Here is a 26,974-nt window from a genome sequence, read left to right on the forward strand (position 1 = left end):
GGGTCCGTCCGGGCCACCGGCTAGCCTCGACGTCGTGGCTACCGCGCTGGTGATCGAGAACGACCCGACCGACGACGTCCGCCGGCTGGGCGAGTGGCTGACCGAAGCCGGCCTCGACCTGTGGGTGGTTCGCGCCCACGCCGGTGACGAGATCCCCGCCGACCTGGAGGGATACTCGGCGCTGGTCGTGCTCGGCGGCGCGATGGCGCCATACCCGCTGCCGGACGGGTCGCCCGCCGCGCCCTGGCTGCCGGCGCTGGAGGGGCTGCTGCGCAAGGCCGTCCGGCACCGGGTGCCGACCCTCGGCATCTGCCTCGGCGCGCAGCTGCTGGCCACGGCGCACGCCGGCGAGGTCGTGCGCAGCCCGAGCGGCCCCGAGGTCGGCCCCTGCGTGGTCGGCAAGCGGGACGCCGCCGACACCGACCCGCTGTTCCGCTACGTCCCGCTGATCCCCGACGTGTTCCAGTGGCACGCCGACGAGATCACCGAGCTGCCCCGCGGCGCCACCCTGCTGGCGGCCTCCACCCGCTACCCCCACCAGGCCTTCCGCCTCGGCGACCGGGCCTGGGGGTTGCAGTTCCACATCGAGTGCGACACCGCCATGATCGCCGACTGGGCAGCCGACTCGAGGCTGCTGGCCGAGCTGGGCTACGACCCCGACCTGGTGGTGGCGGCCTGCCACGACGTGATGGTCGACGTCGAGGAGGTCTGGCAGCCGTTTGCCGCCCGGTTCGCCGCGCTGGCCCTGGGTGAGCTGGAGGACGCCACGCCCCGCCGCAGCCTGCCCCTGCTCGGGCAGTGATGAGCCGGCCGGCCAGGGCCGCGGGACGGCTCGCCCGCTACGGCTTCGGCACCGACGGCGGTGCCGGCGCCACCCGCGCCGCCGACCTGCTCGGCCCGGACGGGCTGGGGCTGTGGCAGCCGGACGTGCAGGAGCCCACCGACGGCCGCGCGGCGGAGCTGCTCGCCGCGCTCTCCCGGGCCGCCGACCCCGACCTGGCGCTGCGCCAGCTGCACCGCATCGTCGAGGCCGAGCGCCGGATGGCCGCGAACGGCACCGGCCCCGCCACGGGCCGGTCCGGGGGGAAGGCCCACCCCGGGACGCCGGTCGAGGCCGAGCGTCGGGAGGCCCCGGAACAGGCGCCGTCGGCGCTGCTGGCGGGGCTCGCCGACGACCCCGGCCTGCGCCGCCGGCTGATCGCCGTCCTCGGCGCCTCGTCGGCGCTCGGCGACCACCTGGTCGCCAACCCGGACCAGTGGCCGGCGCTGTGCACCGCTCCGGACGGGCTGGCGCCGACCGCCGAGGGGCGGCTCGACCTGTCCGGCGACGGGCAGCCGGTGGCGGTGCTGCGCAGGGCGTACCGGCTGGCGCTGTTGCGGATCGCGGCGGCCGACCTGACCGGCGGCCGGGGCCTGGAGCAGACCATGGCCGCGCTCTCCGCGCTGGCGGACGCGACCCTGGCCGCGGCGTACGAGATCGCGGTCGGCGAGCTGCCGGAGGGCACCCCCCGGCCCCGGCTGGCCGTCGTGGCGATGGGCAAGTGCGGCGGCGACGAGCTGAACTACGTCTCCGACGTCGACGTGATCTTCGTGGCCGCCGAGGACGACGACCTCGCTGCGGCCACCACGGTCGCCACCCGGCTCATCCACGTCTGCGGACTGGTCGCCTGGCCGGTCGACGCGGCCCTGCGTCCGGAGGGCAACCGGGGGCCGCTGGTGCGGACGCTGGCCAGCCACCTCGCCTACTACCGGCGTTGGGCGCGCACCTGGGAGTTCCAGGCGCTGCTCAAGGCGCGGCCGGCGGCCGGCGACCTGACGCTGGGCCGGGCGTGGATCGACCAGCTCGCCCCGCTGGTGTGGCGGGCCGCCGAGCGGCCCGAGGCGGTCGAGGACGTCCGCGCCATGCGGCGCAAGATCATCGACAACATCCCGCCGAAGGAGCTGGAGCGCGAGATCAAGCGGGGTCCGGGCGGGCTGCGCGACATCGAGTTCGCCGTGCAGCTGCTGCAACTCGTGCACGGCCGGGGCGACGAGTCGCTGCGGGTGCCCGGCACCATCCCGGCGCTGCGCGCGCTGGTCGCCGGCGGCTACGTCGGCCGGGCCGACGGCGAGGCGCTGCTGCGCGGCTACCGCTTCCTGCGCGGCGTCGAGCACCGCCTCCAGCTCCAGGGGCTGCGCCGCACCCACACCGTGCCGACCGAGCCGACCGCGCTGCGCTGGCTGGCCGCCGCGCTGGGCCACACCGCCACGCCGGGCCGCAGCGCCGTCGAGGAGTTCCGCGCCGAGTGGGTCACCCACGCCGCCGAGGTACGCCGACTGCACGCCAAGCTGCTCTACCGGCCACTGCTGGAGTCGGTGGCCCGGGTGCCGGCCGACGGGCTGCGGCTGACCCCCGAGGCGGCCCGGCACCGGCTGGAGATCCTCGGCTTCGCCGACCCCGCCGGGGCGCTGCGTCACCTCCAGGCCCTCACCGGCGGGGTGAGCCGCACCGCCGCCATCCAGCGCACCCTGCTGCCGGTGCTGCTCAGCGAGTTCGCCGACGCCCCCGAGCCGGACCGCGGCCTGCTCAACTACCGGCAGGTCTCCGACAAGCTCGGCAGCACCCCCTGGTACCTGCGCCTGCTGCGCGACTCCGGGCCGGTGGCCCGCCGGCTGGCCCGGGTGCTCTCCTCCTCCCGCTACGCCGCCGACCTGCTGGCCCGCGAGCCGGAGGCGCTGCGGCTGCTGGCCGAGGAGAGCGAGCTGGTGCCCCGGCCCAGCACGGTCCTCTGCGAGGGCTTCGCCGCCGCCGCGGCCCGGCACTCCGACCCGGTCGAGGCCACCCGGGCGATCCGCGCGCTGCGCCGTCGGGAACTGGTCCGGATCGCCTGCGCCGACCTGCTGTGCCGGGCCGGCTCGCTGGCCCCGTCGCCGCCCCGGCCCGACGGCGGGCGCGCGGCGCTGGGCCTGGCCGACGTGACCGCCGTCGGCACCGCCCTGGCGGACGTCACCGACGCCACCCTGGCCGCCGCGCTGCGGGCCGCCCGCGCGGCCCAACCGCCCGTGCCGGGGCTGCGCTTCGCCGTCATCGGCGTGGGCCGCCTCGGCGGGTACGAGTCGAACTACCTCTCCGACGCCGACGTGCTCTTCGTCTACGACGCGCCGGCCGGCGCGGGCGACGGTGCGGCGGGTGCCGCCGCCCGCGCGATCGCCGAGGAGCTGCGCCGGCTGCTCGGCATGCCCGCGCCCGACCCGCCGCTGGGCGTCGACGCCGACCTGCGTCCGGAGGGCCGGCAGGGCCCGCTGGTGCGCAGCCTCGCCGCGTACGCGCAGTACTACGCACGCTGGTCGAAGGTGTGGGAGGCGCAGGCGCTGCTGCGGGCCCGGTTCGTCTGCGGCGACGCCGACCTCGGCGCCGAGTTCGTGGCGATGATCGACCCGGTGCGCCACCCCGCCGACGGGCTGAGCCGCGAGCAGGTGGTGGAGATCCGCCGGATCAAGGCGCGGGTGGAGCACGAGCGGCTGCCCCGGGGCGCCGACCCGGCCACCCACACCAAGCTGGGGCGGGGTGGCCTCGCCGACGTCGAGTGGGCCGTGCAGCTGCTCCAGCTCCGGCACGCGGGGGCACTCCAGGCGCTGCGCGGCACGCGTACGCTCGACGCCCTCGCGGCGGCCCGGGACGCGGGCCTGGTCGACCCGACGGACGCCACGGAGATGGCGGCCGGCTGGACGCTGGCCGCGCAGGTCCGCAACGCGCTGATGCTGGTCCGGGGCCGGGAGGGCGACCAGCTGCCGCGGCACGGCGTCGAGCTGGCCGGGGTGGTCCGGCTGCTCGGCCGCGACGATCCCGGCGAGTTCCTCGACGAGTACCTGCGCACCTGCCGCCGCTCCCGGGCGGCGATGGAACGGGTGCTCGACTCCTGAGCCCGCCGCCCGGCCGGGTCGTCGCTGCGGAACTCAGCGGCGGCGGTGCACCAGCACCACGTGGTCGACCAGCTCGCCGAGCTCGCCGTTCGGGCCGGTGGCCTGCCGGCGCGGGGCGTCGAGCCGCTCGGTGTCCCACCGGTCGGGGTCGAGGTCGAGCGCGGCCAGGGTCTCCTGCGGGGTGGAGAAGCGGGCGTGCGCGTGGTCGTGCCGCCCCCAGGGCGGGACCTCGCCGTGCTCGACGATCAGCAGCCGGCCGCCGGGGGCCACGGCCCGGGCCGCCGACCGCAGCAGCTCCGCCCGGGGGAACTCCAGCGGCGACTGGAGGAACTGCGCGGAGACCAGGTCGTACGCGCCCGGCGGGAAGGTCCGGGTGAGGTCGTGCCGGCGGAACTCGATGCGGGACGTGACCCTGGCAGCGGCCGCCTCCTCGGCCGCCCGGGCCAGGGCGGTCTCGGAGACGTCGACGGCGGTCACCCGCCAGCCCCGCGCGGCCAGCCAGAGCGCGTCGCCGCCCTCCCCGCAGCCGAGGTCCAGCACGGTGCCGGCCGGCAGCGAGCCGGCGACGTCGACCAGGACCGGGTTCGCCCGGCCGCTCCAGACCCGCTCGTGCCGCCCGTAGTGCTCCTCCCAGAACCGCGCGGTCTCCTCGTCCACGTCCGGGTGCCGCCGCCCGTCGTGGCCGGAGGCCGCGCTGGTGTCGTCGTGCCGGTGTCCACCGGTCGTCGCGTCGTGCTGCACGTCTCGTCCTCCTGGTGCGCTGCCTGCCTCCTCGCCGAGCATGCCGACTGCGACGAGGTCGTCCCTGCCCGTCGATCGTGGCGTGGCGGCAGCGTGGGAGCAAAGATTGTTGCCGGGTTGGCAAAAGGTGGTGACCGGTCAGCTGCCGAGCCGGTACTGCCCGGCGCGCGGCACCGTCACCGCCGTCCAGCCGCCGTCCGCGGCGACCGTGGCCCCGCCCGAGGCCGTCAGCCAGCGGCTGTGCCGCACCCGGACCGGCACCGTGCCGGCGCCCGGCGCCCGGAACGTCACCGACGCGCCGTCGTGCGCGACCAGCTCGGCCGGCGCCTCGACGATCGGGCTCGGGTCGGTCACCGCCCAGACCCGCCAGTGCGGGCCGGACCAGACGGGCGTCAGGTAGGGCAGCCCGCCCGCCACCAGCTCGGCCTCGGCCCGCCCCACCCAGGACAGCGGGGCGTCCGGCACCGCGACGAACTGCACCGCGTTGTCGGTGAGCCAGTCCCGGTAGCTCGCCGCGGTCAGTGGCACCCCGGTGCCCGCGGCCCCCGGCACGGTGGTGAAGAAGAGCGGGTTGCGGTCGATGTCGGCCTGCCGCAGCCAGCCCCGGGCCAGGGGCACCTCGCCCAGCCTCGCCGCCTCCCAGTAGTTGCGGGTCGGCGGGACCTCCACCCGGCCGGTGAGGCGCTGCCCGTCGAGGAACGCCCGCAGCGGCGCGAAGTAGGCCGCCCGGCTGGTCGGGTCCTCGACGCTGCGCAGGTCGGCGGGGGACACCGGCGGCTGCCACCAGCACACCACCGCCAGCAGCCCGGCCAGTGCGACGCCCCAGGCCCGCGTGCCGCTGGCTCCGGCGGGTCCTACGCCGGTCCGCCCGGCCGCCCCGGGCCCGTCGGCGGGTGACGCGCCGCCCCGGCCCAGCCATCTCGTCAGCCGGGCCGGGGGGCGGGCGGCGGCGGCCAGCAGGGGCAGGGCGAACATGACGGCCAGCCGGGTGGCGTTCAGCCCCACCGGGGTGTGCACCAGCGCCGCCGCCAGCACCCCGGCCGCCGAGAGCAACGCACCCGCCCGCACCGGCCGGTACCCCACGAGCGCGGCCACGAGCAGGCTGGTCAGCACGGCGCGGACCGTGTCGGTGCGGCTGATGTTCATCCAGCCGCCGTCGCCGAAGAGCAGGGCGGTCAGCCCGAGCGGCAGCGCGGCGGCGACACCGAGCACCAGGCCGTCGGCGTACCGGCGGGTCAGCAGGAGCGCCGCCCCGGCCAGGCCGACGAAGAGACCCGCGACCGGGCTCGTCGCCGAGGCCAGCAGCGCACCGGCCGCCGCCAACCCGAGCCGCACGAGCCGCCGTCGCCGCCCCCGCCTGTCGGGGCCCGCGCCGGTCGGCCCACCCGGGCCCGTGCCGGTCGGTCCCTCGGGGCCGGAATCGGTCGGTCCACCCCGGGCGCCGCCGGTGGGGGCAGTCGGGCCGAGGGTGAGGGCCAGCAGCGCGCCGAGGCCGAAGGCCACCCCGAGGCCGTACGTCACCCGGCCCGAGACCAGGTTGGCGGCGATCGTGAGCACCCCGACGAGGCTGCCGAGCAACGGGCGGGGCACCCCGGTACGCACCAGCAGCGCCGCGAACGCGGTCGCCGCCGCCACCAGGGCCAGCGCGCCGGTGACCCGTACCCCGAGCAGCGCCATCACCGGCTGCGAGACCAGGCTGTAGCCGAACTGCTGCACGCCGCCGTACCAGCGCAGGTCCACCGGGGCGAGGCCGTGCGCGGCGAAGAAGTCGGCCCGGGCCACCTGGGCGGCGAGGTCGGAGCCGGTCGGCGGGAGGGCGACGTACGCCACTGCGAGGAGCACGGCGGAGACGGCGGCCACCGCCACCACCCGACTGCGCCGCATGCCCACCTCCGTACCGCGACCACCGTACTGGCAGCATGTCCGGCGTGCCTCACCACCTCGCGCGCTGGATCGGCCTCGCCGGCTCGACGCTGCTCGCCGTGGCCGCGTTCCTCGGCGGAGCGTTCCCCGACGGCGACCTGCGCCCCACCCCGGTCAGCATCTGGCAGGGCCCGTACGGCCCGCTGATCATCGCGAGCTGGGCGGTCGGCACCGGCGCGATGGCGTACGCCTGGTGGACGCTGCGCGACCGGGTGCCGTCGACCCGCTGGGCGCTGGTCACCGTCGGGCTCTGGCTGCTGCCGCTGCTTCTCACGCCGCCGCTGGGCAGCCGGGACGTCTACGCGTACGCCTGCCAGGGGGCCAGCTTCTCCGCCGGCCTGAACCCGTACGAGCAGGGCGTCTCGGCGCTGCCGTGCCCGTGGCTGGACACCATCTCCTACATCTGGCGGGACACCTCGGCCCCGTACGGGCCGCTGTTCGTGCTGCTCGCCGGGGCGGTGGTGAAGGCCACCGGATCCCTGTACGGCAGCATCGTGCTGTTCCGGCTGCTCGCCGTCGTCGGGGTGGGGCTGACGGCGGCCTGCCTGCCGGCGCTGGCCCGCCGCTGCGGCGTACCGGGCGGCCGGGCGGTCTGGCTGGCGCTGGGCTCGCCGCTGGTCGGGGTGCACCTGGTCTCCGGGGCGCACAACGACGCGCTGATGGTGGGGCTGCTCGTCGCGGGGCTGGCGGTGGTCGTGTCCCGGCCGGGTCGCCCCGGCCCGCTGCTCGGCGGGGGAGTGCTGCTCGGCCTCGCCGTCGCGATCAAGGTGACCGCGCTGGTCGTGGTGCCGTTCGCGGCGCTGGCCGCGATCGTCGGGGCGTACTCGATCAGGGCGCTGGTGCGCGACGGCGGGTGGGTGGTCGGCGGGGCGGTCGCCGCCGTGGTCGGCGCGACCCTCGCCACCGGCCTGGGCTTCGGCTGGGTGACCGGGCTCGAACAGGGCGGCCTGGTGATCGCCTGGACCTCGCCGCCGACGGCGGTGGGGCAGACCGTCGCCTACCTCGCCGCGCCGTTCGGCTGGCACGGCGACCCGCTGCCGGCCACCCGGGGGATCGGCATGGCGGCGCTGGCGCTGGTGCTGCTCTGGCTGTGGTGGCGGGCGCGCACCCGGGAGCCGATCTGGCACGCCGGCCTGGCGCTGGCCGCCACCGTCGCGCTCGCCCCGCTCTTCCACCCCTGGTACTGGACGTGGCCGCTGGCGGTGCTCGCGGCCACGGCCCGGCGCACCGGATGGTTCGCGGTCGTCGCGATCGTCTCGTCGTTCCTGGTGCTCGCCGACGGCACGGGGCTGGCCCGGTACACCAAGACCGTCGGGGCGCCGCTGATGACGCTGTTCGTGATCGTGGTGGTGGTCCGCTTGGTACGGTCGGCCCGAGCGGCCCGTCGACCGGCCGCCGTGGACTGAGGAGAGGGACGCCGGTGACCGCTCCCGGCGCTCCGCCGGTCCCGCCCGGCACCCCGCGACCGCCTGGCATCCCGCCCCCGCCCGGCCCGCCATCCGGGCCGCCGCCGTCGCCCGGATCCCCGTCGCCCGGACCTGCCCCGCCGTCGCCCGGTTCCGCCGGGCTCGCCCGGTGGGCCGGCCTGGCCGGGGCGGTGCTGCTGACCGTCGCCGGCTGGCTCGGCGGCGCGCTGCCCCGGGCCACCCCTGCTCCGAGCCCTGCCGACGAGCCGTGGACCGTCGCGCTGTGGCTGGTCGGCACCGGGCTGCTGGTCGGCGCCTGGTGGGCGCTGCGCCGGGGCGCGCCGTCGACGCGGTGGGCGTACCGGACCGCCGGGCTGTGGGCGCTGCCGCTGCTGGCCGCGCCGCCGCTGGGCAGCCGGGACGTCTACTCGTACGCCTGCCAGGGCTGGGCGTACGCGCACGGCGTCGACCCGTACGCCGTCGGCGTGGCCGGGGCCGGCTGCCCCTGGGTGGACGCGGTGGCACCGATCTGGCGGGACACGCCGGCGCCGTACGGTCCGTTCTTCGTGCCGCTCGCCGCGCTCGCGGTGACCCTCGGCGGCGGTCTGGTGGGCGCGATCGTGGCGTTCCGGCTGCTCGCGGTCGCCGGGGTGCTGCTGACCGCCTTCAGCCTGGTCGGGCTGGCCCGGGCCGCCGGCGTGCCCACCCGCCGGGCGGCCTGGCTGGCGCTGGCCAGCCCGCTGGTCGGGGTGCACCTGATCGCCGGCGCGCACAACGACGCGGTGATGCTCGGGCTGCTGACGCTGGGCCTGCTCGTGCTGGTCCGCCGTCCCGGCAGGCCGGGGCCGCTGCTGCTGGCCGGGGCGCTGCTCGGGCTGGCGGTGACCGTGAAGGCGACCGCCGTGGTGGTGCTCCCGTTCGCGGCGCTGGCCGCCGTGCACGGCCGTCACACCGTACGGGCGCTGCTGCGCGACGGCGGCTGGCTGGCCGGCGGGGCGCTCGGCGCGGTGGCCGTCACCTCGCTGCTCTCCGGTCTTGGCCTCGGCTGGGTGGGCGGGCTGACCCGCAGCGGCGACTCGGAGCAGTGGACGTCCCCGCCCACGGCGGTCGGCTTCGTCGTCGACTACGCGGGCGGCCTCGCCGGCCGGGAGCCGGGCGCGGTGCCGGTCACCCGCGCGGCGGCCCTGCTGCTGCTCGCCGTGCTGGTGGCGGCGCTGTGGTGGCGGGCCTGGTCGGGGCTGCGCCGGGCGAGCGGCGTCGGGCAGCGGGTGGCCCGCCCGGACGCCGCCCGCCCCCCGGCCGCGCTGCTCGGCGCCGGGCTGGCGCTGGCCGCCACGGTCGCGCTGGCCCCGGTCTTCCACCCCTGGTACGCCACCTGGCCACTGGCGCTGCTCGCGGTCGCCGCGGCGCGTACGACCTGGTTCGTGGCGCCCTGCGCGGCGGCGGCCTTCCTCGCCCTGCCCGACGGCACCAACCTGGCCCGGTTCAGCAAGGCCCCGGGCGCGCTGGCGATGACCGCGCTGACGGCCGGGCTGGCGGCGTGGGGCCTGCGCCGGCTCCGCCGGACCGGTGCCGCGCGCCCGGACTGAGGGGCCACGCCGCGCGTTCCGGCCGGCGGGGTTCTCGCCGCGTCCTCGGGGCGTCGCGCCCGTGCCGCGCGCCCGGCTGAGGTCCGTGACGCGCGCTGCGGCTGGCGGGTCCATGATCGTGGGATGAGCGCAGCCGAGGAACCGTTGCCGAGCAACGCCACCGCCGGCGTGGTGCGCGTCGGCGACACCGTGCGCCGTCCGGTCGGCCCCTGGACCGACGCGGTGGACGCCCTGCTGGAACACCTGCACGCGGTGGGATTCTCCGGTGTGCCCCGACCCCTGGGCCGGGACGCGCAGGGCCGGCAGGTGCTGGAGTACGTCCCCGGCGAGGTCGGCGCGGCGTCGGGCACGTACCCGGTGGCGGACCTGTTCGCGATCGGCCGGATGCTGGCCGAGCTGCACGAGGCGCTGGCCGGCTTCACCCCGCCGGCCGGCGCGGCGTGGCAGCGGCTCATCCCGCCCGACCGGGAGGAACTCGTCTGCCACAACGACGTGGCCCCCTGGAACCTGATCAGGGCGGACCGGGGCTGGGTGCTCATCGACTGGGACGCCGCCGCGCCGGGCTCCCGGCTGTGGGACGTCGCGTACGCCGCGCAGAGCATGGCCGGCCTGCGTCCGGACCGACCGGTGGCCGAGTCGGCGGCCCGGCTGCGCGCCTTCGCCGACGGCTACCGCCTCGACGAGGCGTCCCGCCCGGCCCTGGCCGGAATGCTCGGCCGCCGCGCCCGGGCGATGTACGAACTGCTGCGCGAGGGCGCGGAGCAGCGGCGCGAGCCGTGGGCCCGGATCTGGACCGAGGACGGTCCGTACTGGCTGGCCACCGCCGACCACCTCGCCGCCCACACGCGGGAATGGGAGGCGGCCCTGCGTTGACCGCCCTCCCTCTCGCCACGGGTGAGACAGCCGTGGCGTTCCACCCGACCGCACGGATGTTGCGGCCGCTGCTCTACAGGACCCGCTCGGCGGTGTGCCCACAGGTGGGGCAGCGGGCGTCCGCTCCGAGCGGGCCGGCCCCGCGCGCCCGCCCGCGCAGGGCGATCGCCAGCGGGAGCAGCGCCGGGCCGACCAACGCGACCACGACGGCCGTCGCGGCGAGCGCGGCCCAGCCCGGTCTGGGTGCGCCATGCAGCAGGCCATCCGCCGCACCGGCCAGAATGTGCAGCGAGAGCAGGCCCAGCGGGGTGAGCAGGACGAGCAACGCCCACCCGCCCCGGGGGTCCGCGCGCGCCGCCCACCAGGTGCCGAGCAACGACACCACGGCGAGCATCGCCGCGGCGGTCCAGGGCAGAACCTGGCTTCCGACCCACTGGTAGGAGGTCGCGACGAAGTCGACCGGGGGTTGAAGATTGGTCTGTGCGAGCGCTGCGGCCCCGGCGGCGAGCAGCGGCAGGCTCCGCACCGGCGCCGGCAGCCGGTCGGGAAGGGCGAGCGCCACCAGGCCCAGCCCGAGTTGCGGCACCAGCACCAGCAGCGGCGGGCGGGGCAGATCGGCGAGGGCGGCGGCGGGCATGACCGCGAGGGTCAGCAGCACCGCGACGGCGATGACACGCCGTGCCCAGCGGGCCGGCGCGGCGGCGTGCGCCACTGCGGCCAACAGCCAGCCAAGCCACACCGCGACGCCGATCGAGACGAATGGCCCCGCGGTCGGCGTGCCCCACTCGGCGGGCGGTGGCCGCAGTTCCAGCACCGACCAGGTCCCCGCCAACGCCGTCGCGGTGAGGAAGGCGAGGACGGCGGCGAGGCGTACGCCCGGGATCAGGCCGGCGGCCCCGGCGGCCCGCAGCCGCTGGCGCAGGCCGCCGCGCACCAGGTCCGCGGCGTCCGCGGGCGAGGGCCAGCGTCGCCCCGGCCCGGCCAGGTCGAGGTACGTGCCGACGATCTCCGCGCCGCGCGCCCGCCGGTACTCGGCCGGGTAGGCGCGCAGCAGGCGGTGGTAGCGCCGCTCCAGGCCGCTCATGCCAACCCCCCGGCGGTACGCGGGGCGAGCGGTCGGGCCGCGCGGGCGCGCAGGCGGGCGGTGGCCGCCTCGACGTTGCGGCGCAGGCGCTCGGTCTCGGCGCTCAGCGTGGCGTCGCCAGCGGGGGAGAGGCGGTAGTAGCGGCGCAGCCGGCCGTCCACCACCTCCTCGCGGTCGACCTCGACCAGGCCGGCGTCGGTCAGCCGGTCGAGCGCGCCGTAGAGGGTGCCGGGCCGCAGCGACACGCGCCCGTCGGAGAGGGCGGCGACCTCGCCGATCAGGCCGTAGCCGTGCATCGGCTCGCCGGCCAGTGCGGTGAGGATCAGGAAGGTGGGTTCGCGCAGCGGTGTGTCCACGCCAGCAATATAACGGACGCGAAGGTATGCAGTGGCCCGTTACGTGCTGAACCTGCTCCAGCCGCGCCGTCCGGCGGCCGCACCCTGCTCGGCATACCGCACGGCCCACCGCTTCGCGGTCGGCCAGGACACGTCATAGCGCTCGGCCGCCCGAGCGGCCGGCCAGCCCTCGTCCACGGTCAGGCGCGCCAGACGGAGACGTGCACGAGGCGGCAAAGCAGCGTCAGCGCGGGACACGAAGCCTCCTGGTCGGCGGAGCGGTTCCTGGACAGCTCCACTCCACAACCGGAGGTCTTCGTCATCACGCCTCTCTACGTCGTGTCGTCACACCTCAAACAACGTCCCTGGGCAGTACAGCCAGGGCCGCCAATCGGCGCCGCGACGGGCGAGGTATGGACGCCGATCGCACGTCGAGTGGAACACCACGGGTGTCAAAGCGCTCCGGTGACACCCGTGGTGTTCCACCGACCGCGATCGCGGAGCTGGTCGGCCCCACCCGCCCCGGCCCCACCCGCCCCGGCCCCACCCGCCCCGGCCCACCCGCTCCCGGTTAACCCCACCGGCCCGACCGCACCCGGCGCACCCGGCGCACGCGGCGCTCCCGGCGCGCGGGGCGCACCTGGCGCGCGGGGCGCACCTGGCGCGCGGGGCGCACCTGGCGCGCGGGGCGCACCTGGCGCGCGGGGCGCACCTGGCGCGCGGGGCGCACCTGGCGCACGCGGCGCAGCGCACGGGGGCGCATGCGGCGCATGGGCGCATGGGGCGCACCTTGGCGCATTCGCCCCTGCCGCCAGAGCTGGTCGGGCCGGGGCGGTCGGGCCGGGGCGGATGGGCCGGGCGGGGAAGGTGCGGCGCGCGGCAGGGGTGCCGGTGAACGCAGGAAGGCCCCGGGGGACCCGGGGCCTTCCTGGGGGTGTCCTGCTGCGTCAGCAGTCGAAGTACATGGCGAACTCGTGCGGGGTCGGGCGCAGGCGCACCGGGTCGACCTCGTTGGTGCGCTTCCACTCGATCCAGGTCGAGATCAGGTCGGGGGTGAACACCCCGCCGTCGAGCAGGTAGTCGTGGTCGGCTTCGAGGGAGTCGAGCACCGCCGACAGCGAGCCTGGCACCTGCTTGACGTCGCCCCACTCCTCCGGCGGCAGGTCGTAGAGGTCCTTGTCGATCGGTGCCGGCGGCTCGATCTTGCTCTTGATGCCGTCGAGGCCGGCCATCATCATCGCCGAGAAGGCCAGGTAGACGTTGGCCGACGGGTCCGGCACGCGGAACTCGACGCGCTTGGCCTTCGGGTTGCTGCCCGTCACCGGGATGCGGGTGCAGGCGGAGCGGTTGCGCTGCGAGTAGACCAGGTTGACCGGCGCCTCGAAGCCCGGAACCAGCCGGCGGTACGAGTTGACCGTCGGGTTGGTGAAGGCCAGCAGCGACGGGGCGTGGTGCAGCAGGCCGCCGATGTACCAGCGGGCCATGTCGGACAGGCCGGCGTAGCCGGTCTCGTCGTAGAACAGCGGCTCGCCGTTGAGCCACAGGCTCTGGTGGGTGTGCATGCCGGAGCCGTTGTCGCCGAAGAGCGGCTTCGGCATGAACGTCGCGGTCTTGCCGTTGGCCCAGGTCTCGTTCTTCACGATGTACTTGAAGAGCTGGAGCTGGTCGGCCGCGTGCAGCAGCGTCGAGAACCGGTAGTTGATCTCGGACTGGCCGGCGGTGCCCACCTCGTGGTGCGAGCGCTCCACGGTGAACCCGCTGTCGACCAGCCGGCGCACGATGCTGTCGCGCAGGTCGGCGAGGTGGTCGACCGGCGGCACCGGGAAGTAGCCGCCCTTGTACGCGGTCTTGTAGCCGCGGTTGCCGCCCGGCTCCTCGCGGCCGGTGTTCCAGGCGCCTTCGATCGAGTCGATGTAGTAGAACGACTGGTGCGCCGAGGTCTCGTGGCGGATGGAGTCGAAGATGTAGAACTCCGCCTCCGCGCCGAAGTACGCGGTGTCGGCGATGCCGCTGGCGGCCAGGTAGGCCTCGGCCTTCTTCGCCACGTTGCGCGGGTCGCGGCTGTAGGCCTCGCGGGTGAACGGGTCGTGGATGAAGAAGTTGAGCGCGAGGGTCTTCTGCGCCCGGAAGGGGTCGATGAAGGCGGTGGCGACGTCCGGGAGCAGGAGCATGTCCGACTCGTGGATCGCCTGGAAACCGCGGATCGACGACCCGTCGAAGGCCAGGCCCTCGGTGAAGAAGGCATCGTCGACGGACTCGACCGGCAGGTTGAAGTGCTGCATCACGCCGGGCAGGTCACAGAACCGTACGTCGACGAACCTCACGTCCTCGTTCTTGAGGTATCGCAGGAGTTCCTCGGGATTGGCGAACACACGTCCTCCTGGCACGTCCACGGGTGGCTAGGCTCTTGGCGACGCTATGGCCGCGCGGTTGCCCGGCCATGTCTTGAGTGTTTCTGCCGTGTTACGTCCCTCGCGGAGCGTCATCCGCGCCGCTCGGGCGGGGCCGGACCGTGCGACGGGACACCACCGACTGTGCCATTCTATTGACACTTGCTCGCTTTCGCCCCTTTTTGCTGCCCGGGTGCGGGCGACCGTCCCCGATCCGTCCACACCCCCTGGATACCCTTGACCGTTGTGACCAAGCCGCATGATCGCCCCGTACCGCCCGCGTCGGATCCCGCCTTCACGCCGCCCAGCCTGGGGCGCCGGTTCGGCGCGCTGGTGATCGACTGGGTGCTCTGCCTGCTCATCGCCGGGGGCTTCGCCGACCCGGTGCGTGACGGGTGGGCACCCGTGCTGGTGCTGATCGTCGAGTACGGCTTCTTCCTCGGGCTCTTCGCGCAGACGCCGGGCATGTTCATCACGAAGATCCGTTGCGTCGCCTGGGCCGACGGCGGTCGCATCGGGGTGGCCCGGGCCCTGCTGCGCGGCCTGCTGCTCGCCCTGGTCGTCCCGGCCCTGCTGATGGACGGCCACCGTCGCGGCCTGCACGACCGCCTGGCGGGCTCCGTCGTCACCGACGCCCCCCGCCCCTGAGACGCACGAAGAGCCGGGCCCTGCGAACAGGCCCGGCTCTTTCGCGTACGCGTCGGAAGTCAGCGACCGCGCGTCTGGCGGAACGCGCCCCGCGCGGGCCGCATGTTCTTCGGGATCGCGCCCTTGGGCATCTGCGGGCGGGCGGTGAGCGCCTTGAGCCGCTTGTCCAGCGAGTTGACGTCCTTGCCGCTGAGGTTGCGCGGCAGCCGCATCAGCGTCATGCGCAGCTTGCGGATCGGCAGCTCGCCCTCCTCCTGCCCGATCACGTAGTCGAAGAGCGGGGCGGAGCCGATCACCTTCGCCAGCCGCCGCTTCTCCTGGCCGAGCAGCCCGCGTACCCGCTGCGGGTTGCCCTCCGCCAGCAGGATCACCCCGGGCCGGCCGATGACCAGGTGGACCATGTCCATCTGCGTGGTGGAGCTGACCGCCGGGGTGACCCGCCAGTCGCCCCGCATGCTCTCCATGATCTGGGCCGCCGCGCCGGGCTGCCCCTCGGCGGCGTTCATCATCGCCCGGTTGGACCGCAGGTTGAGCACGATCAGCAGGCAGAGCAGGGCGAACAGGATGCCCAGCGGCAGCCAGATCCAGCCCCAGAGCAGGACCGCGACCACGGTGAGCGCGAGCGGGATCAGCACCGCGCCGGCGGCCAACGGCGCGAACCACCGGTCCTGCTTGGCGGTGAACTTGAACACCATCCCGATCTGCTTCAGCCGCTGGCCGAACGAGACCTTCTCCTGGGGCTTTGCCATGCCGCAGAGTCTAGTGGTCGCCGCACGTCGCGTTGTCCGCGGCCGGGCTGAGTACCTTACGCCGCCGTAGCGCCGCCGAGGGGCGGGAGTAAGGAGGGCAGGCGGGCGAAGATCGGGCGGCGGACCCATGCCCCGGGGGCACCTTCGCGCGCAGAGTCGGAGTCGACAGCCGAAGACGACCCAGGGAGCCCCACATGTTCGGCAACGACGCAGACTTCATCCTCTCGATCCACCGTACGCACGCCGCCGAGCTGCACGCCGAGGCCGCGGTCGACCGGCTCGCCCGGGCCCTGCCGCGCCGCACCACGCGCGCCTGGCTCAGTCGACGGCATCACCCGGGACGCGCCGGCGACGTGCGTCGGTGAGCGGCCCCGCGCCCCCGGCGGTCGCCACCGAACCGCCGGGGGCCGACGCCGCCCGGGCCGACCGTCGACGGGACGACGGCGCGCGGGCCGGCCAGCGACAGGCCGAGCGTGCCGATCGGCCGGCCCGCGACCCGCGCCGGGTGCCTTCCGCTGACCGGCCGGTCAGCGGAGCCGGCGGCGGCGAGGGCCGTGGCATGCTCGGAGCCGTGACCGTACGCGCCGCCAGCACCGTCCTCGTGGGCCGTCAGCGGGAGATCGTGGCCCTGCACGACGCCCTGGGCCGGGCCCGCGCCGGGGAACCGACCACGGTCCTGGTCGGCGGCGAGGCCGGGGTGGGCAAGACCCGGCTGCTGGAGGAGTTCGGCCGGTCGGCCACCGAGGCCGGCGCGCGGCTGCTGGTCGGCCAGTGCCTTGAACTCGGCGAGGCCGGGCTGCCCTTCGCGCCGTTCGCCGCCGCGCTGCGGGCGGTGCTGCGCCGCGACGGTCCCGGCGTCTTCGACGGGTACGAGGCCGAGTTCGCCCGCCTCCTGCCGGAGCTCGCCCGGGGACCGGCCGGCGTCGCCGCGCCCGCCGTCGCACTCGTCCCGGACGCCCCGCGCGGTTACCTGTTCGACCTGGTCGCCGAGCTGTTTCAGCGGCTCGCCGCCGGGCAGCCCCTGGTGCTGGTGATCGAGGACCTGCACTGGGCCGACCGGTCCACCCGCGACCTGATCGCCTTCCTCGTGCGCGCCGCCCGCACCGCCCGGCTGCTGCTGGTCTGCACCTACCGCACCGACGAGCTGCACCGTGGTCACCCGCTGCGGCCCTTCCTCGCCGAGCTGGACCGGGCCCGTGGTGTCGAGCGGATCGAGCTGGGCCGCCTCGACCGGGACGGCACCGGGGCGGTCCTGGCGGACCTGCTCGGCGCCGAGCCGCTCGCCCGCGCGGTCGACGACATCCACCAGCGCACCCAGGGCAACCCGTTCTTCATCGAGGAGCTGGCCGCGGCCGGCGGCCCGGTCGGCTGCGGCACGCTGCCCGAGACGCTGCGCGACCTGCTGCTGGCCCGGGTGGACCGGCTGCCCGACGCCGCCCAGCGGGTGCTGCGGATGGCCGCCGCCGGGGGCACCCGGTTCGCCCACCAACTGCTCGCCGAGGTCGCCGGGCTGCCCGAGCCGGAGCTGGAGGACGCGCTGCGCGCCGCCGTCGCCGCCCAGCTCGTGGTGGCCGACCCGGAGGGCGACTACGAGTTCCGGCACGCGCTGGTCCGCGAGGCCGTCCACGACGAGCTGCTGCCCGGCGAGCACGCCCGGCTGCACGCCCGCTGGGCGGCGGCCATCGAGGCCCAGCCGCACCTGGTCGCCGCCGGCCGTGCCCCCGCCGAGACGGCCCACCACTGGTACGCCGCACACGACCACCCCCGGGCCCTGGTGACCGCCCGCACCGCGGCGCGCGCCGCCGCCGACCGGTACGCGTACGCGGAGCAGAGCCGGCTGCTGGAACGGGTGCTGGAGCTGTGGGAGCTGGTGCCCGACGCGGCCGACCGGCTCGACATGGACCACCTCGCGGTGCTGGAGGAGACCATCGCCGCCGCCACCACCGCCGGCGACTACCAGCGCGCGCTCACCCTCACCCGGGCCGCCCTGGCCGAGGTGGACGTCGAGGCGGAGCCGCTGCGCGCGGCGCGGCTGCTGGACCGGCGCGGCCGGATGCTCGCCATGCTCGGCAAGAGCGACGGCGCGGCCGAGCTGCGGGAGGCGTACCGGCTGTCCTGCGGGGCGCCGGACGGGCCGGAACAGGTCCGGCTGCTCGCCGACGTCGCGGCGCAGCTGTTCCGGCTCGACCCCGAGCAGGCCGGGACGCTCGCGGCCGAGGCGGCGGAGGCGGTGGAGGCGCTCGGCGACGACCTGGAGCTGCTGCCGACCCGGATCGCCATCCTCTGCCGTACCGAGCCGTCACCCGAGCGCCGCCTGGCCGGGCTGCGCCTGGCCGAGGACCGGGCCCGCGCCGCCGGCTCGGCGCCGGCGCTGGTGAGCGCGTTGGTCCACCTCTCCGACGTGCTGTTCGAGCTGGGCCGGTACGCCGAGTCGGCCGACGCGGCCGCCGCCGGGGCGACCGAGGCGCGCCGGGTCGGCGTCAGCCGCTCCACCGGCGCGTACCTGCTGTCGAACCAGGCCGAGGCGCTGATCGCCCTGGGGCGCTGGGACGAGGCCGACGCCGCCTGCGCGGAGGCGGCCCGGATCGACCTGCCGGGCGTGTCCGGCCTGCACTGGCTACAGCTCCGCGCCGGGCTGCGGCTGGCCCGGGCCCACCCCACCGCCGAGGAACTGGTGGACCGCGCCCTGGCCTTCCTGGCCCGGCCCTACCTGTGGCCGAACCACCGGCTGCCGCTGCGGGAGCTGCGGATCGAGGCGGCGCTGGCGGCCGACGACCCGGCCGGCGCGGTACGCGCGGCACACGCCGCGCTGGCCGACGAGCGCCTGCCGCAGCTTCCCCGGGAGGGCTGGCCGGTGCTCAGCGCCGTCGCCCGGACCGCCGAGCGGACCGGGGACGCCGAACTGGCCGGCGCGGTGTCCGCCCTCGCCGCCGGGCTGCCGGCCCGTCATCCGGCCGAGCGGGCGCACGCCGCCCAGGTGGCGGCGCTCCTGGCCGTCGGCGGCGAGACACTTGCCGCATGGCGTACGGCGGTCGCCGCGTGGCGCACCGACGGGCAGCCGTACCCCCTCGGGCGGGCGCTGCTGTCGCTCGCCGAGGTGGCGGCCGCGGCGGGGGAGCGGGACGAGGTGGCGGCGGCGGTCGCCGAGGCCGCCGCGATCGCCGACGGGCTGGGCGCGGTACCGCTCGCGGCGCAGGCCGCCACCCTGGCCCGCCGGGTCGGCCTGCGCGGGGCGACCCGGGGGCGTCCCGGCGCGGACCTGCTCACCCAGCGCGAGCGGGAGGTGCTGCGGCTGGTCGCCGAGGGCCACAGCAACAGCCGGATCGCCGAGCGGCTCTTCATCTCGCCGAAGACGGCCAGCGTGCACGTCTCCCGGATCATCGCCAAGCTCGACGTGAGCAACCGCGTCGAGGCCGCCGCGTTGGCCCACCGCCTCGGCCTGCTCGGCGCTCCCACCGCGCCCCGCTGATCCTGTCGCCCGGCGGGCGCCAGTCGAGGGCGACCGGTCGGGCGACCGGCCGGTGGGCGTGGGACCAGGAGCGAAGGAGCCGGTCAGGGGCGGGGCAGGTAGATCCGCCAGCCGGGGACGGTGACCAGGTCGAGCGCGGCCGGATCGGCGTGCCGGCGCTCGTCCAGGCGGGCCGCCAGCGGTGAGCCGGCCGGCGCGACCCAGGCCGGTGCCGCCGCCTGCCGCACCGCCCGGCGGTACGGCAGGTACCGGTCGTGCCCCGGGCGCAGGTCGTCGTCGACGACCGCGCAGAGCACGTCCTCGCGGGTGGCGAAGGTGAGCCGGTTGCAGGTCCAGTAGCCGCCGTACACGTGCCGGACGCCCCGCTGGCGCAGCGCGGCGACCAGTCCGGCGTGCCGCGCCTCGGCGGCGCGGGCGGCCGGCGCGGCGTCGACCGCGCCGCCGGTGGCCACGGCGGCGGTGCCCAGCGTGGCCGCGAGCACCATGGCCGCCGCGATGCCCGTCATGCCCCGCCACCGCGCCCCGGCCCCCGCGCCACCGCGTGTCCGGACACCGTCCGCTCCGGCAATGCCTGCCCCGGCCGTGACCGTTCCGGCCAGGCCTGGCCCCGCCGTGTCCGTGCCGGCCGTGACCGTGCCGGCCGTGACCGGTCGGAGTGCGCGGCGGGCGGCCGACCAGAGCGGCCAGAGCAGGGCCGGAACGGAGATGAGCAGGCAGGACAGGTACCGGGAGCTTTCCACCGGCGTGCGGCCCGCAGCGCTGCTGGCCGTGTACAGGGCGAGCGTCCCGACGGCCGCGACCACCAGGGCGAGCCGGACCGCCCCGCCCGCCGCCACGATGGATCTTGGACAGTTGCCGTTCAGAGCTGACGGCAACTGTCCAAGATCTGCGACGGGTGGGCGCAGCGTGCGCCAGGCCGAAAGGGCGGCCGCGAGGAGCAGCAGCGGGAGGGCGACCGCCCACCACGACTGGCCGGGCGTGCAGCGGCTCGGGGAGCAGAAGCCCATGCCCAGCGGCGGGCCGAGCACCAGCCCGCCGTGCAGCCGGTCCGCCCAGCCGGCGGGCTGCCCGGAGCCACCGGCGGCGAGCACCGCCGCGATCGGATTGCGCCCCGCCGCCAGGCTGTGCACCAGCAGCGGCCCGGCCCCGACGAGCGCGGCGGCACCGAGCAGCACCCCGGCCCGGCCGCGCAGCTCCCGCCGGCCGTACGCGAGGAGCACCGCGCCGGTCGCGGCCACGTACGGCAGCACCAGCGGGTCCACCCAGAGCATCAGCCCGGCCAGGAATCCCCACCCCGCCCAGCGCGGCAGTCGGCGTCCGGGGCGGCCGGCCGCCAGGTCGTACGCCAGCACGGCGAGCGCCACCCCGGCCGCGTTCATCTCCGGGTAGCCGCCCCCGGCGATGAGCTGGTTCTTCACCACCCGGTCCGAGCCGAGCGCCAGCAGCACCACGACGAGCAGGGCGAACCAGTGGTCCCCGGTCAGCCGCAGCGTCAGCCGCCAGGCGAGCACGACGAAGACCGCGTACAGGGCGAGGGTGGGCAGGCGCAGCCCGAGCGTCGACGGGCCGACCAGCGCGAACACCGGCGCGGCCAGGTAGGCCTCCAGCGTGCCCATGTACGCCTGGCCGTAGAACCAGACGGGGAACTCCTGCCCGCGGGAGATGTGCAGTGCGGCCAGGCCCATGGTGGCCTCGTCGCTGTTGGTCGGCGGGGCGTCGTGCAGCAGGAGACCGAGGCGGTAGCCGGTCCCGGCCACGACGGCGAGCACGGCGAGGACGGTCGGCAGCACGCGCCGCCGGTCGGGCGGGAGCGCGGGACGCGAGTCACGCCACCGCTGGCGTACGCCGACCGTCATGAGCCGATCATGGCAGTTTGCCGCCGGCCCGTGGTCGAACGGTGCCGGCGCGTCGCCGGGGTGGTCAGCCGGCGGTGACCGGAAGGCCCTCGCGGGCCTCGAGCGCCTGCCGGTAGAGCCGCCCGGCGCGGTACGACGAGCGCACCAGCGGCCCGCTCATCACGCCCGCGAAGCCGATCTCTTCGGCCTCCTCGCGCAGCTCGACGAACTCCTCCGGCTTGACCCAGCGGGTGACGGGGTGGTGCCGGGGGGTGGGGCGCAGGTACTGCGTGATGGTGATCAGCTCGCAGCCGGCCTCGTGCAGGTCGCGCAGCGCCTGGGAGACCTCGGCGCGCTCCTCGCCCATGCCCAGGATCAGGTTGGACTTGGTGACCAGCCCGTCGGCGCGGGCCTGCCGGATCACGTCCAGCGACCGCTCGTAGCGGAAGGCCGGCCGGATCCGCTTGAAGATCCGCGGCACGGTCTCCACGTTGTGGGCGAGCACCTCCGGCCGGGCGCCGAAGACCTCGGCGAGCTGCTCGGGGACCGCGTTGAAGTCGGGGATCAGCAGCTCGACGCCGCAGCCCGGCTGGAGGGCGTGGATCTGCCGGACGGTCTCGGCGTAGAGCCAGGCGCCGCCGTCGGGCAGGTCGTCGCGGGCCACCCCGGTGATGGTCGCGTAGCGCAGGCCCATCGAGACCACCGACTCGGCGACGCGGCGCGGCTCGTCGGCGTCGAACTCGGCCGGCTTGCCGGTGTCGATCTGGCAGAAGTCGCAGCGCCGGGTGCACTGGTCGCCACCGATGAGGAAGGTGGCCTCCCGGTCCTCCCAGCACTCGTAGATGTTGGGGCAGCCGGCCTCCTGGCAGACGGTGTGCAGCCCTTCGCGCGAGACGAGCCCGCGCAGCTGGGTGTACTCCGGCCCCATCTTGGCCTTGACCTTGATCCACGGCGGTTTGCGCTCGATCGGCGTCTCGGCGTTGCGCGCCTCGATCCGCAGGAGGCGCCGCCCCTCGGGGGCGGGCGTCGTCGTGCGCGCTGCCTGGCCGGTCGTCGGCGCGGAGTGCTCGATCGTCACAAAACCGAGCCTACGCCCGACGGCCGCCGTCGATGTAGTTCGGGCGACCGGCGTCACCCCGGGAGTCTTGTGACGCCGGACACCGGGGCCGGGAAAAACCAGTCACAGAAGGCTCGGCGGGGGTGCTAGCGTGCCCGCCAGAGCTGTGACGGAGCCGAGTAGCGCCCCGACCCGCCAGTTGAAGAGAGCCGCCGGTTGCTGCGAGGCGGTCTGGCACCGGGCCCGCGAAGACCCTCCCGAGCTGCGGGAAGAACGGCATGCAAGGAAGGGCACCTTCTCAACGCCTCCGGTGGACGAAGGGCCCCTTCCGCACGCAGAGCCCAGTAGAGCCCGCCCGGCTGGCCCCGGTGAAAAGGCGACGAACGAGGCCCCCGTCCGCGGGGGCGAAGGTGTGGTGGCACCGCGAGGTTTCCCGCTCGCCCACACCTGACGGGGTTGGGGCGACGCCCGCCACCCCGCTGGCAGGCGTCGCGATCGACCGAGAGGCAGCCCTGCCATGCAACGTGTCCTGTCCCGCCAACTCTCCGCCCACGTCGGCGTACCCGTCCGGATCGCCGGCTGGGTGCACCGCCGCCGGCTGCTCAAGTCGGTGGCCTTCCTGATCGTCCGGGACGCCGCCGGCCTGACCCAGGTGGTGGTCACCGACCCGGCCGTGCGCGCCGAGGTGGAGGCACTCACCGAGGAGACGGTCGTCGAGGTCACCGGCACGGTGGTCGCGAACCCGACCGCGCCCGCCGGGGTCGAGCTGACCGCGCCGACGGTACGACCGCTCGGCCCGCCCGCCGTGCCGCCGCCGTTCGACCTGTACCGGCCGGCGCTCACCGCGAGCCTGCCCACCCAGCTCGACCACGCGCCCGTCGCGCTGCGCCACCCGACCCGGGCGGCGGCGCTGCGCGTCTCGGCGGCGGCGGTGGCCGGGTTCCGGGCCACGCTCGACGCCCGCGACTTCGTGGAGATCCACACGCCGAAGGTCGTCGGCTCGTCCACCGAGAGCGGGGCGAACGTCTTCGCGCTCGACTGGTTCGGCCGGCCCGCGTACCTGGCGCAGTCGCCGCAGTTCTACAAGCAGCTCATGGTCGGCGTCTTCGAGCGCGTCTACGAGGTGGGGCCGGTGTTCCGGGCCGAGCCGCACGACACGGTCCGGCACCTGGCGCAGTACACGTCGCTCGACGCCGAGCTGGGCTTCGTCGCCGACCACCGGGACGTCATGGCCGTGCTGCGGCACACCGTGGCCGGCATGCTCGACGCGGTACGGGAGCGGGCCGGGGGCGCGCTCGCCACTCTCGGGGTGTCGGCCCCGGACGTGCCGGCCGAGATCCCCGCCGTGCACTTCACCGAGGCGCTCAGGATCGCGGGCGCGCCGGCCGACGAGCCGGACCTGGCCCCGGCGCACGAGCGGGCGCTGGGCGAGTGGGCGCGGCGGGAGCACGGCTCGGAGTTCCTCTTCGTCACCGGCTACCCGATGGCGAAGCGGCCCTTCTACACCCACCCGGACCCGGCGCGGCCCGCGTACTCCAACGGGTTCGACCTGCTCTTCCGGGGACTGGAGCTGGTGACGGGCGGGCAGCGGCTGCACCGGCACGCCGACTACCTGGCGGCGCTCGCCGCCCGGGGCGAGCCGGTCGAGCCGTACGCCGGCTACGTGGACGCGTTCCGGCACGGCATGCCCCCGCACGGCGGCTTCGCCATCGGCCTGGAACGCTTCGTGGCCCGCCTGACGGGCGCAACCAACGTCCGAGAGGTCACCGCCTTCCCCCGCGACCTCCACCGCCTAACCCCATAGCCCCCCCCGGCCGCCGCCCCCTCCCTCCCCCTGGCCCGCGTTGATCATGAAGTTGTTGTCGTCGGCATCGGCGTGTCGTGACAACAACTTCATGATCAACGGGGCGGGGCGGGGCGGGGCGGGGCGGGGCGGGGGCGGGGGCGGGACGGGGGCGGGGGCGGGGGCGGGGGTGTTCAGGGTGGGCCGAGGAGGTCCCAGGGGTTGCCGGCTATGTCGCGGAAGACGGCGACCCGGCCGTACGGTTCCGTGCGCGGGGGCTTCACGAACTCGACGCCCGCCTCGACCATCCGCCGGTGGACGGCGTCGAAGTCGTCGACCTGGAGGAAGAAGCCGACCCGGCCGGCGACCTGGTCCCCGACCGATCGAGCCTGCCGGTCGCCGTCGGCGCGGGCCAGCAGCAGCCCGGTCTGCGCGCCGGGCGGGCGGACGACGACCCAGCGCTTCGGCCGGCCGTCGTTGGTGAGCGACGGGGAGTCCTCCACCAGCTCGAAGCCGAGCACCCCGGTGAAGAACTCGATGGCCGGGTCGTACTCGGCCACGACGATCGTGACCAGGTCGATCCGCACCGGTCAGGCCGTGACGAGGGTGGGGAGGTGGCGCTCCACCACCGGCAGTACGTCAACCACGGACACCGGGCGGCCCAGCTCGGCGGTGAGCGAGGTGACCCCGGCGTCGCGGATGCCGCAGGGCACGATCCGGTCGAAGTGGCCCAGGTCGCAGTCGCAGTTGATGGAGAAGCCGTGCAGGGTCACCCCGCGGGCGACCCGGATGCCGATGGCCGCGACCTTGCGCGCCGGGCCCCGGTCGTCCTCGGGCACCCAGACCCCGCTGCGCCCCTCGACCCGGCCGGCGGTCAGCCCGAACTCGGCGCAGACGTCGATCAGCAGCTGCTCGGTGCGGCGGACGTAGGCGACCACGTCGACCGGGTCGGGCAGCCGCACGATGGGGTAGCCGACCAGCTGCCCCGGGCCGTGCCAGGTGATCTTGCCGCCCCGGTCCACGTCGACGACGGGGGTGCCGTCCATGGGGCGGTCCCACGGCTCCGTGCGCTTGCCGGCGGTGTAGACGCTCGGGTGCTCCAGCAGCAGCACGGTGTCGCCGCGCTCGCCGGCCACCACCGACTCGTGCAGCCGGCGCTGCTCGTCCCAGGCGGCCTGGTAGTCGAGGACACCGGCGCGGACGGCCGTGAGGCCGGAGGTCGTCGTGGTCACGCTGCCAAGCCTAGACCCGTACCGGCCGGTCACCAGCGGTGACGCGGCTCACGGCGGGACCCGGCGGCGGGGCCGGCTGCCCGCGATCGGCCGGGGCGACGGCTCAGCCCTGCGGGACCCGCCACAGCCACACGTCGTCCACCCGCTCGGGCGGGCCGAGCAGCGAGGTCACCGTACGCCGGACGGCCTCCTCGTCGACCGGCCACTTCGCCCCGTGCACCTCGTCGGGCAGCACGATCGTCTCGACCCGCCAGTGCCGCAGGTCGGCGCGGACCTCCTGGAGGCTGCCCTCCGTGATGATCGGCACCAGCCCGGTCCGGCCGGCCTGGTCCACCAGCGCGCTGAACGGGCGCGGCGGCGGGCCGATCCGTCCCCGCCCGTCCGGGCCGCCGGGGCCGAGGAAGAAACCGGAGGGGATGGCGAACTCGCCCTGCCGGTGCGCCAGCGCGTACGCCTGCCAGCGCTGGCCGTCGGGGTAGACGTCGAGGGTCAGCGGCACCGGGGTCAGCACCCCGCCGGGGGAGACGTACTCCCGCCACGTCCCGGCGGTGATGAAGCGCGGGATCGGCTCGCGTTCGATGGTCAGCAGCGGCGTCGGCACCAGCGGCAGCAGCGCCAGCGCGAACCCCGCCCACCAGGCCAGCCGCGTCCGGCGGCGCCGGGGCGGATCGGCGCGGAGCTGGTCGACGGCGTACGCGAGCAGCACCCCGATCACCGGTGCCACGACCAGCGCCAGCCGGGCGGGCAGGGCGGCGTTCACCACCGGCAGGTGCCCGAGCAGGTCGAACGGCATCGGCAGGTCCGTACGGCGGCCGTCGATCTTGGCCTCGGGGCCGAAGGAGAGCACGGTGAACACGACGGCGGTCACGCCCAGCGCCCAGAGCGTCGCCCGGCGGGCCGCGTCGGCCCGGCGCCACAGCGCCACGAAGCAGGCGACGGTGAGCAGCAGCAGCCCGATGCCGAAGAACGAGTTCTCCTCGGTCGGGTTCGGCGCCAGCCGGGTACCCAGGCCCACCTCCCCGGCCAGCGAGCGGCGCGGGTACGCCCCGTAGGCGACGACGTCCTCGGAGTGGATGACCGCGTCGAAGCCGGTGCCGTGGAAGCGCTGCGGGCCGGCGAAGTGCAGCCACAGCGGGTACGCCAGCAGCACGCCCGCGACGACGGCGGTCACGCCGAGGCCGCGCAGGAAGGTCGGCAGCGCCGCGCGGGCCTCGGCGCGGCGGGCCGGGTGCAGTGCCCAGACGGCGACGAAGACGCCGAGGGCCAGCGCCGTGAAGAAGAGCCCCTCGGCGGCGATGGAGAAGGCGACGGCGACGAGCAGGCCGAGGATCGCGCCGTCGCGCAGCGGGTGCCGGGAGCCGCGCAGCGCGAAGGTCCGCCAGATCAGCAGCGGCACCAGCCAGCCCGCCGTCCAGTTCAGGTGCGCGTTGGCGTGCGAGACCATGCCGGGGGAGAAGCCGATGAACAGCCCACCGACGGCGGCGGCGAGCGGGCTGCGGACCAGGTGCCGGGAGAGCAGCCAGTACCAGGCGAACGCGGTGGCGGCCAGGTTGAGGGTGAGGATCACCAGGAACGTGGCCGGCGGCCCGATCAGGTACGTCAGCGGCGCGAAGACCACCGCGTACACGGTGATCGAGGTGTTGACCGCGAGGTTCACCCCGTCGGGGACGTTGACCAGGTAGGTGAAGAGCGGGTCGTCGCCGTGGGTCACCGCGTGGCCGCCGAAGGCCAGCAGCCACTCGAAGAGCGCCTGGTCGCTGGAGTTGACCGTGATGGCGCGGGCGTTCGGGTCCTGCCACAGCCCGCTGGTCACCCAGACGGCGAGCGCCAGCGCGACCAGCGCCACGATCAGGTCGGCCCGCCGGTGGCGGACGACGCGGGGCGGCGAGGCCGGCGAAGGCGCCAGGGACGGGGAGGTCGGCACGCAGCGGACGTTACCAACCGCACCGGGGCACGC

At 75.9% G+C, this 26,974-nt stretch carries 19 protein-coding genes and 2 pseudogenes; 9 read left to right on the forward strand and 12 right to left on the reverse strand.

Going from position 1 to position 26,974, the window contains the following annotated elements; translation table 11 throughout:
* The first annotated feature begins 34 nt into the window (after window positions 1-34).
* Both ABZ573_RS07180 and ABZ573_RS07185 read left to right on the forward strand, forming a co-directional pair.
* Complete coding sequence (locus ABZ573_RS07180) at window positions 35-802, forward strand: type 1 glutamine amidotransferase (protein ID WP_151456099.1); 768 nt, start codon at window positions 35-37, stop codon at window positions 800-802.
* A complete protein-coding gene (locus ABZ573_RS07185) occupies window positions 802-3,903 on the forward strand; it encodes a bifunctional [glutamine synthetase] adenylyltransferase/[glutamine synthetase]-adenylyl-L-tyrosine phosphorylase (RefSeq protein WP_358116454.1) in 3,102 nt (1,033 codons plus the stop codon). The genes ABZ573_RS07180 and ABZ573_RS07185 overlap by 1 nt, the downstream gene beginning before the upstream one ends.
* A gap of 33 nt (window positions 3,904-3,936) precedes the next feature.
* Here the strand turns inward: ABZ573_RS07185 and ABZ573_RS07190 are convergent, their stop codons facing one another.
* Window positions 3,937-4,644, reverse strand: coding sequence for a class I SAM-dependent methyltransferase (locus ABZ573_RS07190; protein ID WP_225852356.1), 708 nt, complete (start codon window positions 4,642-4,644; stop codon window positions 3,937-3,939).
* Between the two features lie 138 nt (window positions 4,645-4,782).
* Window positions 4,783-6,528, reverse strand: a complete 1,746-nt coding sequence (locus ABZ573_RS07195) for a hypothetical protein (RefSeq protein WP_358116458.1) — start codon at window positions 6,526-6,528, stop codon at window positions 4,783-4,785.
* Between the two features lie 44 nt (window positions 6,529-6,572).
* On the opposite strand from ABZ573_RS07195, the gene mptB (ABZ573_RS07200) reads away from it, so the two are divergent.
* From mptB (ABZ573_RS07200) to ABZ573_RS07210, 3 genes and pseudogenes are all read left to right on the forward strand, one after another.
* A complete protein-coding gene (gene mptB / locus ABZ573_RS07200; protein ID WP_358116461.1) occupies window positions 6,573-7,973 on the forward strand; it encodes a polyprenol phosphomannose-dependent alpha 1,6 mannosyltransferase MptB in 1,401 nt (466 codons plus the stop codon).
* 155 nt (window positions 7,974-8,128) lie between these two features.
* Window positions 8,129-9,562, forward strand: a pseudogene (gene mptB, locus ABZ573_RS07205) (polyprenol phosphomannose-dependent alpha 1,6 mannosyltransferase MptB); the annotation flags it as partial.
* A gap of 123 nt (window positions 9,563-9,685) precedes the next feature.
* A complete protein-coding gene (locus ABZ573_RS07210) occupies window positions 9,686-10,435 on the forward strand; it encodes a phosphotransferase (RefSeq protein ID WP_358116464.1) in 750 nt (249 codons plus the stop codon).
* Between the two features lie 73 nt (window positions 10,436-10,508).
* On the opposite strand, the gene ABZ573_RS07215 is transcribed toward ABZ573_RS07210, so the two are convergent.
* The 4 genes and pseudogenes from ABZ573_RS07215 to glnA form a co-directional block, all read right to left on the reverse strand.
* Window positions 10,509-11,519, reverse strand: a complete 1,011-nt coding sequence (locus tag ABZ573_RS07215; protein ID WP_358116467.1) for a hypothetical protein — start codon at window positions 11,517-11,519, stop codon at window positions 10,509-10,511.
* Entirely contained in the window at window positions 11,516-11,875 is a 360-nt protein-coding gene (locus tag ABZ573_RS07220; RefSeq protein ID WP_132237346.1) for a helix-turn-helix transcriptional regulator, read from the reverse strand. Before ABZ573_RS07220 ends, ABZ573_RS07215 begins: the two co-directional genes overlap by 4 nt.
* Window positions 11,876-11,950: 75 nt before the next feature.
* Window positions 11,951-12,112, reverse strand: a pseudogene (locus ABZ573_RS07225) (helix-turn-helix domain-containing protein); the annotation flags it as partial.
* 689 nt (window positions 12,113-12,801) lie between these two features.
* On the reverse strand, window positions 12,802-14,226 hold the full coding sequence (gene glnA / locus ABZ573_RS07230; RefSeq protein WP_132236059.1) for a type I glutamate--ammonia ligase: 1,425 nt from the start codon (window positions 14,224-14,226) through the stop codon (window positions 12,802-12,804).
* Between the two features lie 327 nt (window positions 14,227-14,553).
* Between glnA and ABZ573_RS07235 the strand changes: the two genes are divergently transcribed.
* Window positions 14,554-14,892: an RDD family protein gene (locus ABZ573_RS07235; RefSeq protein WP_225852407.1), complete on the forward strand. Its 339-nt coding sequence runs from the start codon at window positions 14,554-14,556 to the stop codon at window positions 14,890-14,892.
* Between the two features lie 59 nt (window positions 14,893-14,951).
* On the opposite strand, the gene ABZ573_RS07240 is transcribed toward ABZ573_RS07235, so the two are convergent.
* Window positions 14,952-15,641, reverse strand: coding sequence for a DUF4191 domain-containing protein (locus tag ABZ573_RS07240; RefSeq protein ID WP_132236063.1), 690 nt, complete (start codon window positions 15,639-15,641; stop codon window positions 14,952-14,954).
* Window positions 15,642-15,835: 194 nt separating this feature from the next.
* Here ABZ573_RS07240 and ABZ573_RS07245 point away from each other — a divergent pair, with 194 nt between their 5' ends.
* The gene (locus ABZ573_RS07245; RefSeq protein WP_192581532.1) at window positions 15,836-16,006 is read left to right on the forward strand and encodes a hypothetical protein; all 171 of its coding nucleotides are present in this window, start codon (window positions 15,836-15,838) and stop codon (window positions 16,004-16,006) included.
* 206 nt (window positions 16,007-16,212) lie between these two features.
* The gene (locus ABZ573_RS07250; protein ID WP_358116472.1) at window positions 16,213-19,110 is read left to right on the forward strand and encodes an AAA family ATPase; all 2,898 of its coding nucleotides are present in this window, start codon (window positions 16,213-16,215) and stop codon (window positions 19,108-19,110) included.
* Between the two features lie 83 nt (window positions 19,111-19,193).
* On the opposite strand, the gene ABZ573_RS07255 is transcribed toward ABZ573_RS07250, so the two are convergent.
* Complete coding sequence (locus ABZ573_RS07255; RefSeq protein ID WP_358116768.1) at window positions 19,194-20,900, reverse strand: hypothetical protein; 1,707 nt, start codon at window positions 20,898-20,900, stop codon at window positions 19,194-19,196.
* 130 nt (window positions 20,901-21,030) lie between these two features.
* Window positions 21,031-22,080, reverse strand: coding sequence for a lipoyl synthase (lipA, locus tag ABZ573_RS07260; RefSeq protein WP_192581533.1), 1,050 nt, complete (start codon window positions 22,078-22,080; stop codon window positions 21,031-21,033).
* A gap of 439 nt (window positions 22,081-22,519) precedes the next feature.
* Between lipA and aspS the strand changes: the two genes are divergently transcribed.
* Entirely contained in the window at window positions 22,520-23,806 is a 1,287-nt protein-coding gene (aspS, locus tag ABZ573_RS07265) for an aspartate--tRNA(Asn) ligase (protein WP_358116475.1), read from the forward strand.
* A 173-nt stretch (window positions 23,807-23,979) separates the two neighbouring features.
* On the opposite strand, the gene ABZ573_RS07270 is transcribed toward aspS, so the two are convergent.
* The 3 genes from ABZ573_RS07270 to ABZ573_RS07280 form a co-directional block, all read right to left on the reverse strand.
* Window positions 23,980-24,372 (reverse strand): VOC family protein, encoded by a 393-nt coding sequence (locus ABZ573_RS07270; RefSeq protein ID WP_327029190.1) that lies wholly within the window; start codon window positions 24,370-24,372, stop codon window positions 23,980-23,982.
* 3 nt (window positions 24,373-24,375) lie between these two features.
* Window positions 24,376-25,017, reverse strand: coding sequence for a lipoyl(octanoyl) transferase LipB (lipB, locus tag ABZ573_RS07275; RefSeq protein ID WP_358116478.1), 642 nt, complete (start codon window positions 25,015-25,017; stop codon window positions 24,376-24,378).
* A 103-nt stretch (window positions 25,018-25,120) separates the two neighbouring features.
* Complete coding sequence (locus ABZ573_RS07280) at window positions 25,121-26,941, reverse strand: DUF2079 domain-containing protein (RefSeq protein ID WP_327029188.1); 1,821 nt, start codon at window positions 26,939-26,941, stop codon at window positions 25,121-25,123.
* Between the last annotated feature and the right edge of the window lie 33 nt (window positions 26,942-26,974).

This window comes from Micromonospora sp. NPDC007220, assembly GCF_040634035.1.
Taxonomy (GTDB): domain Bacteria; phylum Actinomycetota; class Actinomycetes; order Mycobacteriales; family Micromonosporaceae; genus Micromonospora; species Micromonospora reichwaldensis.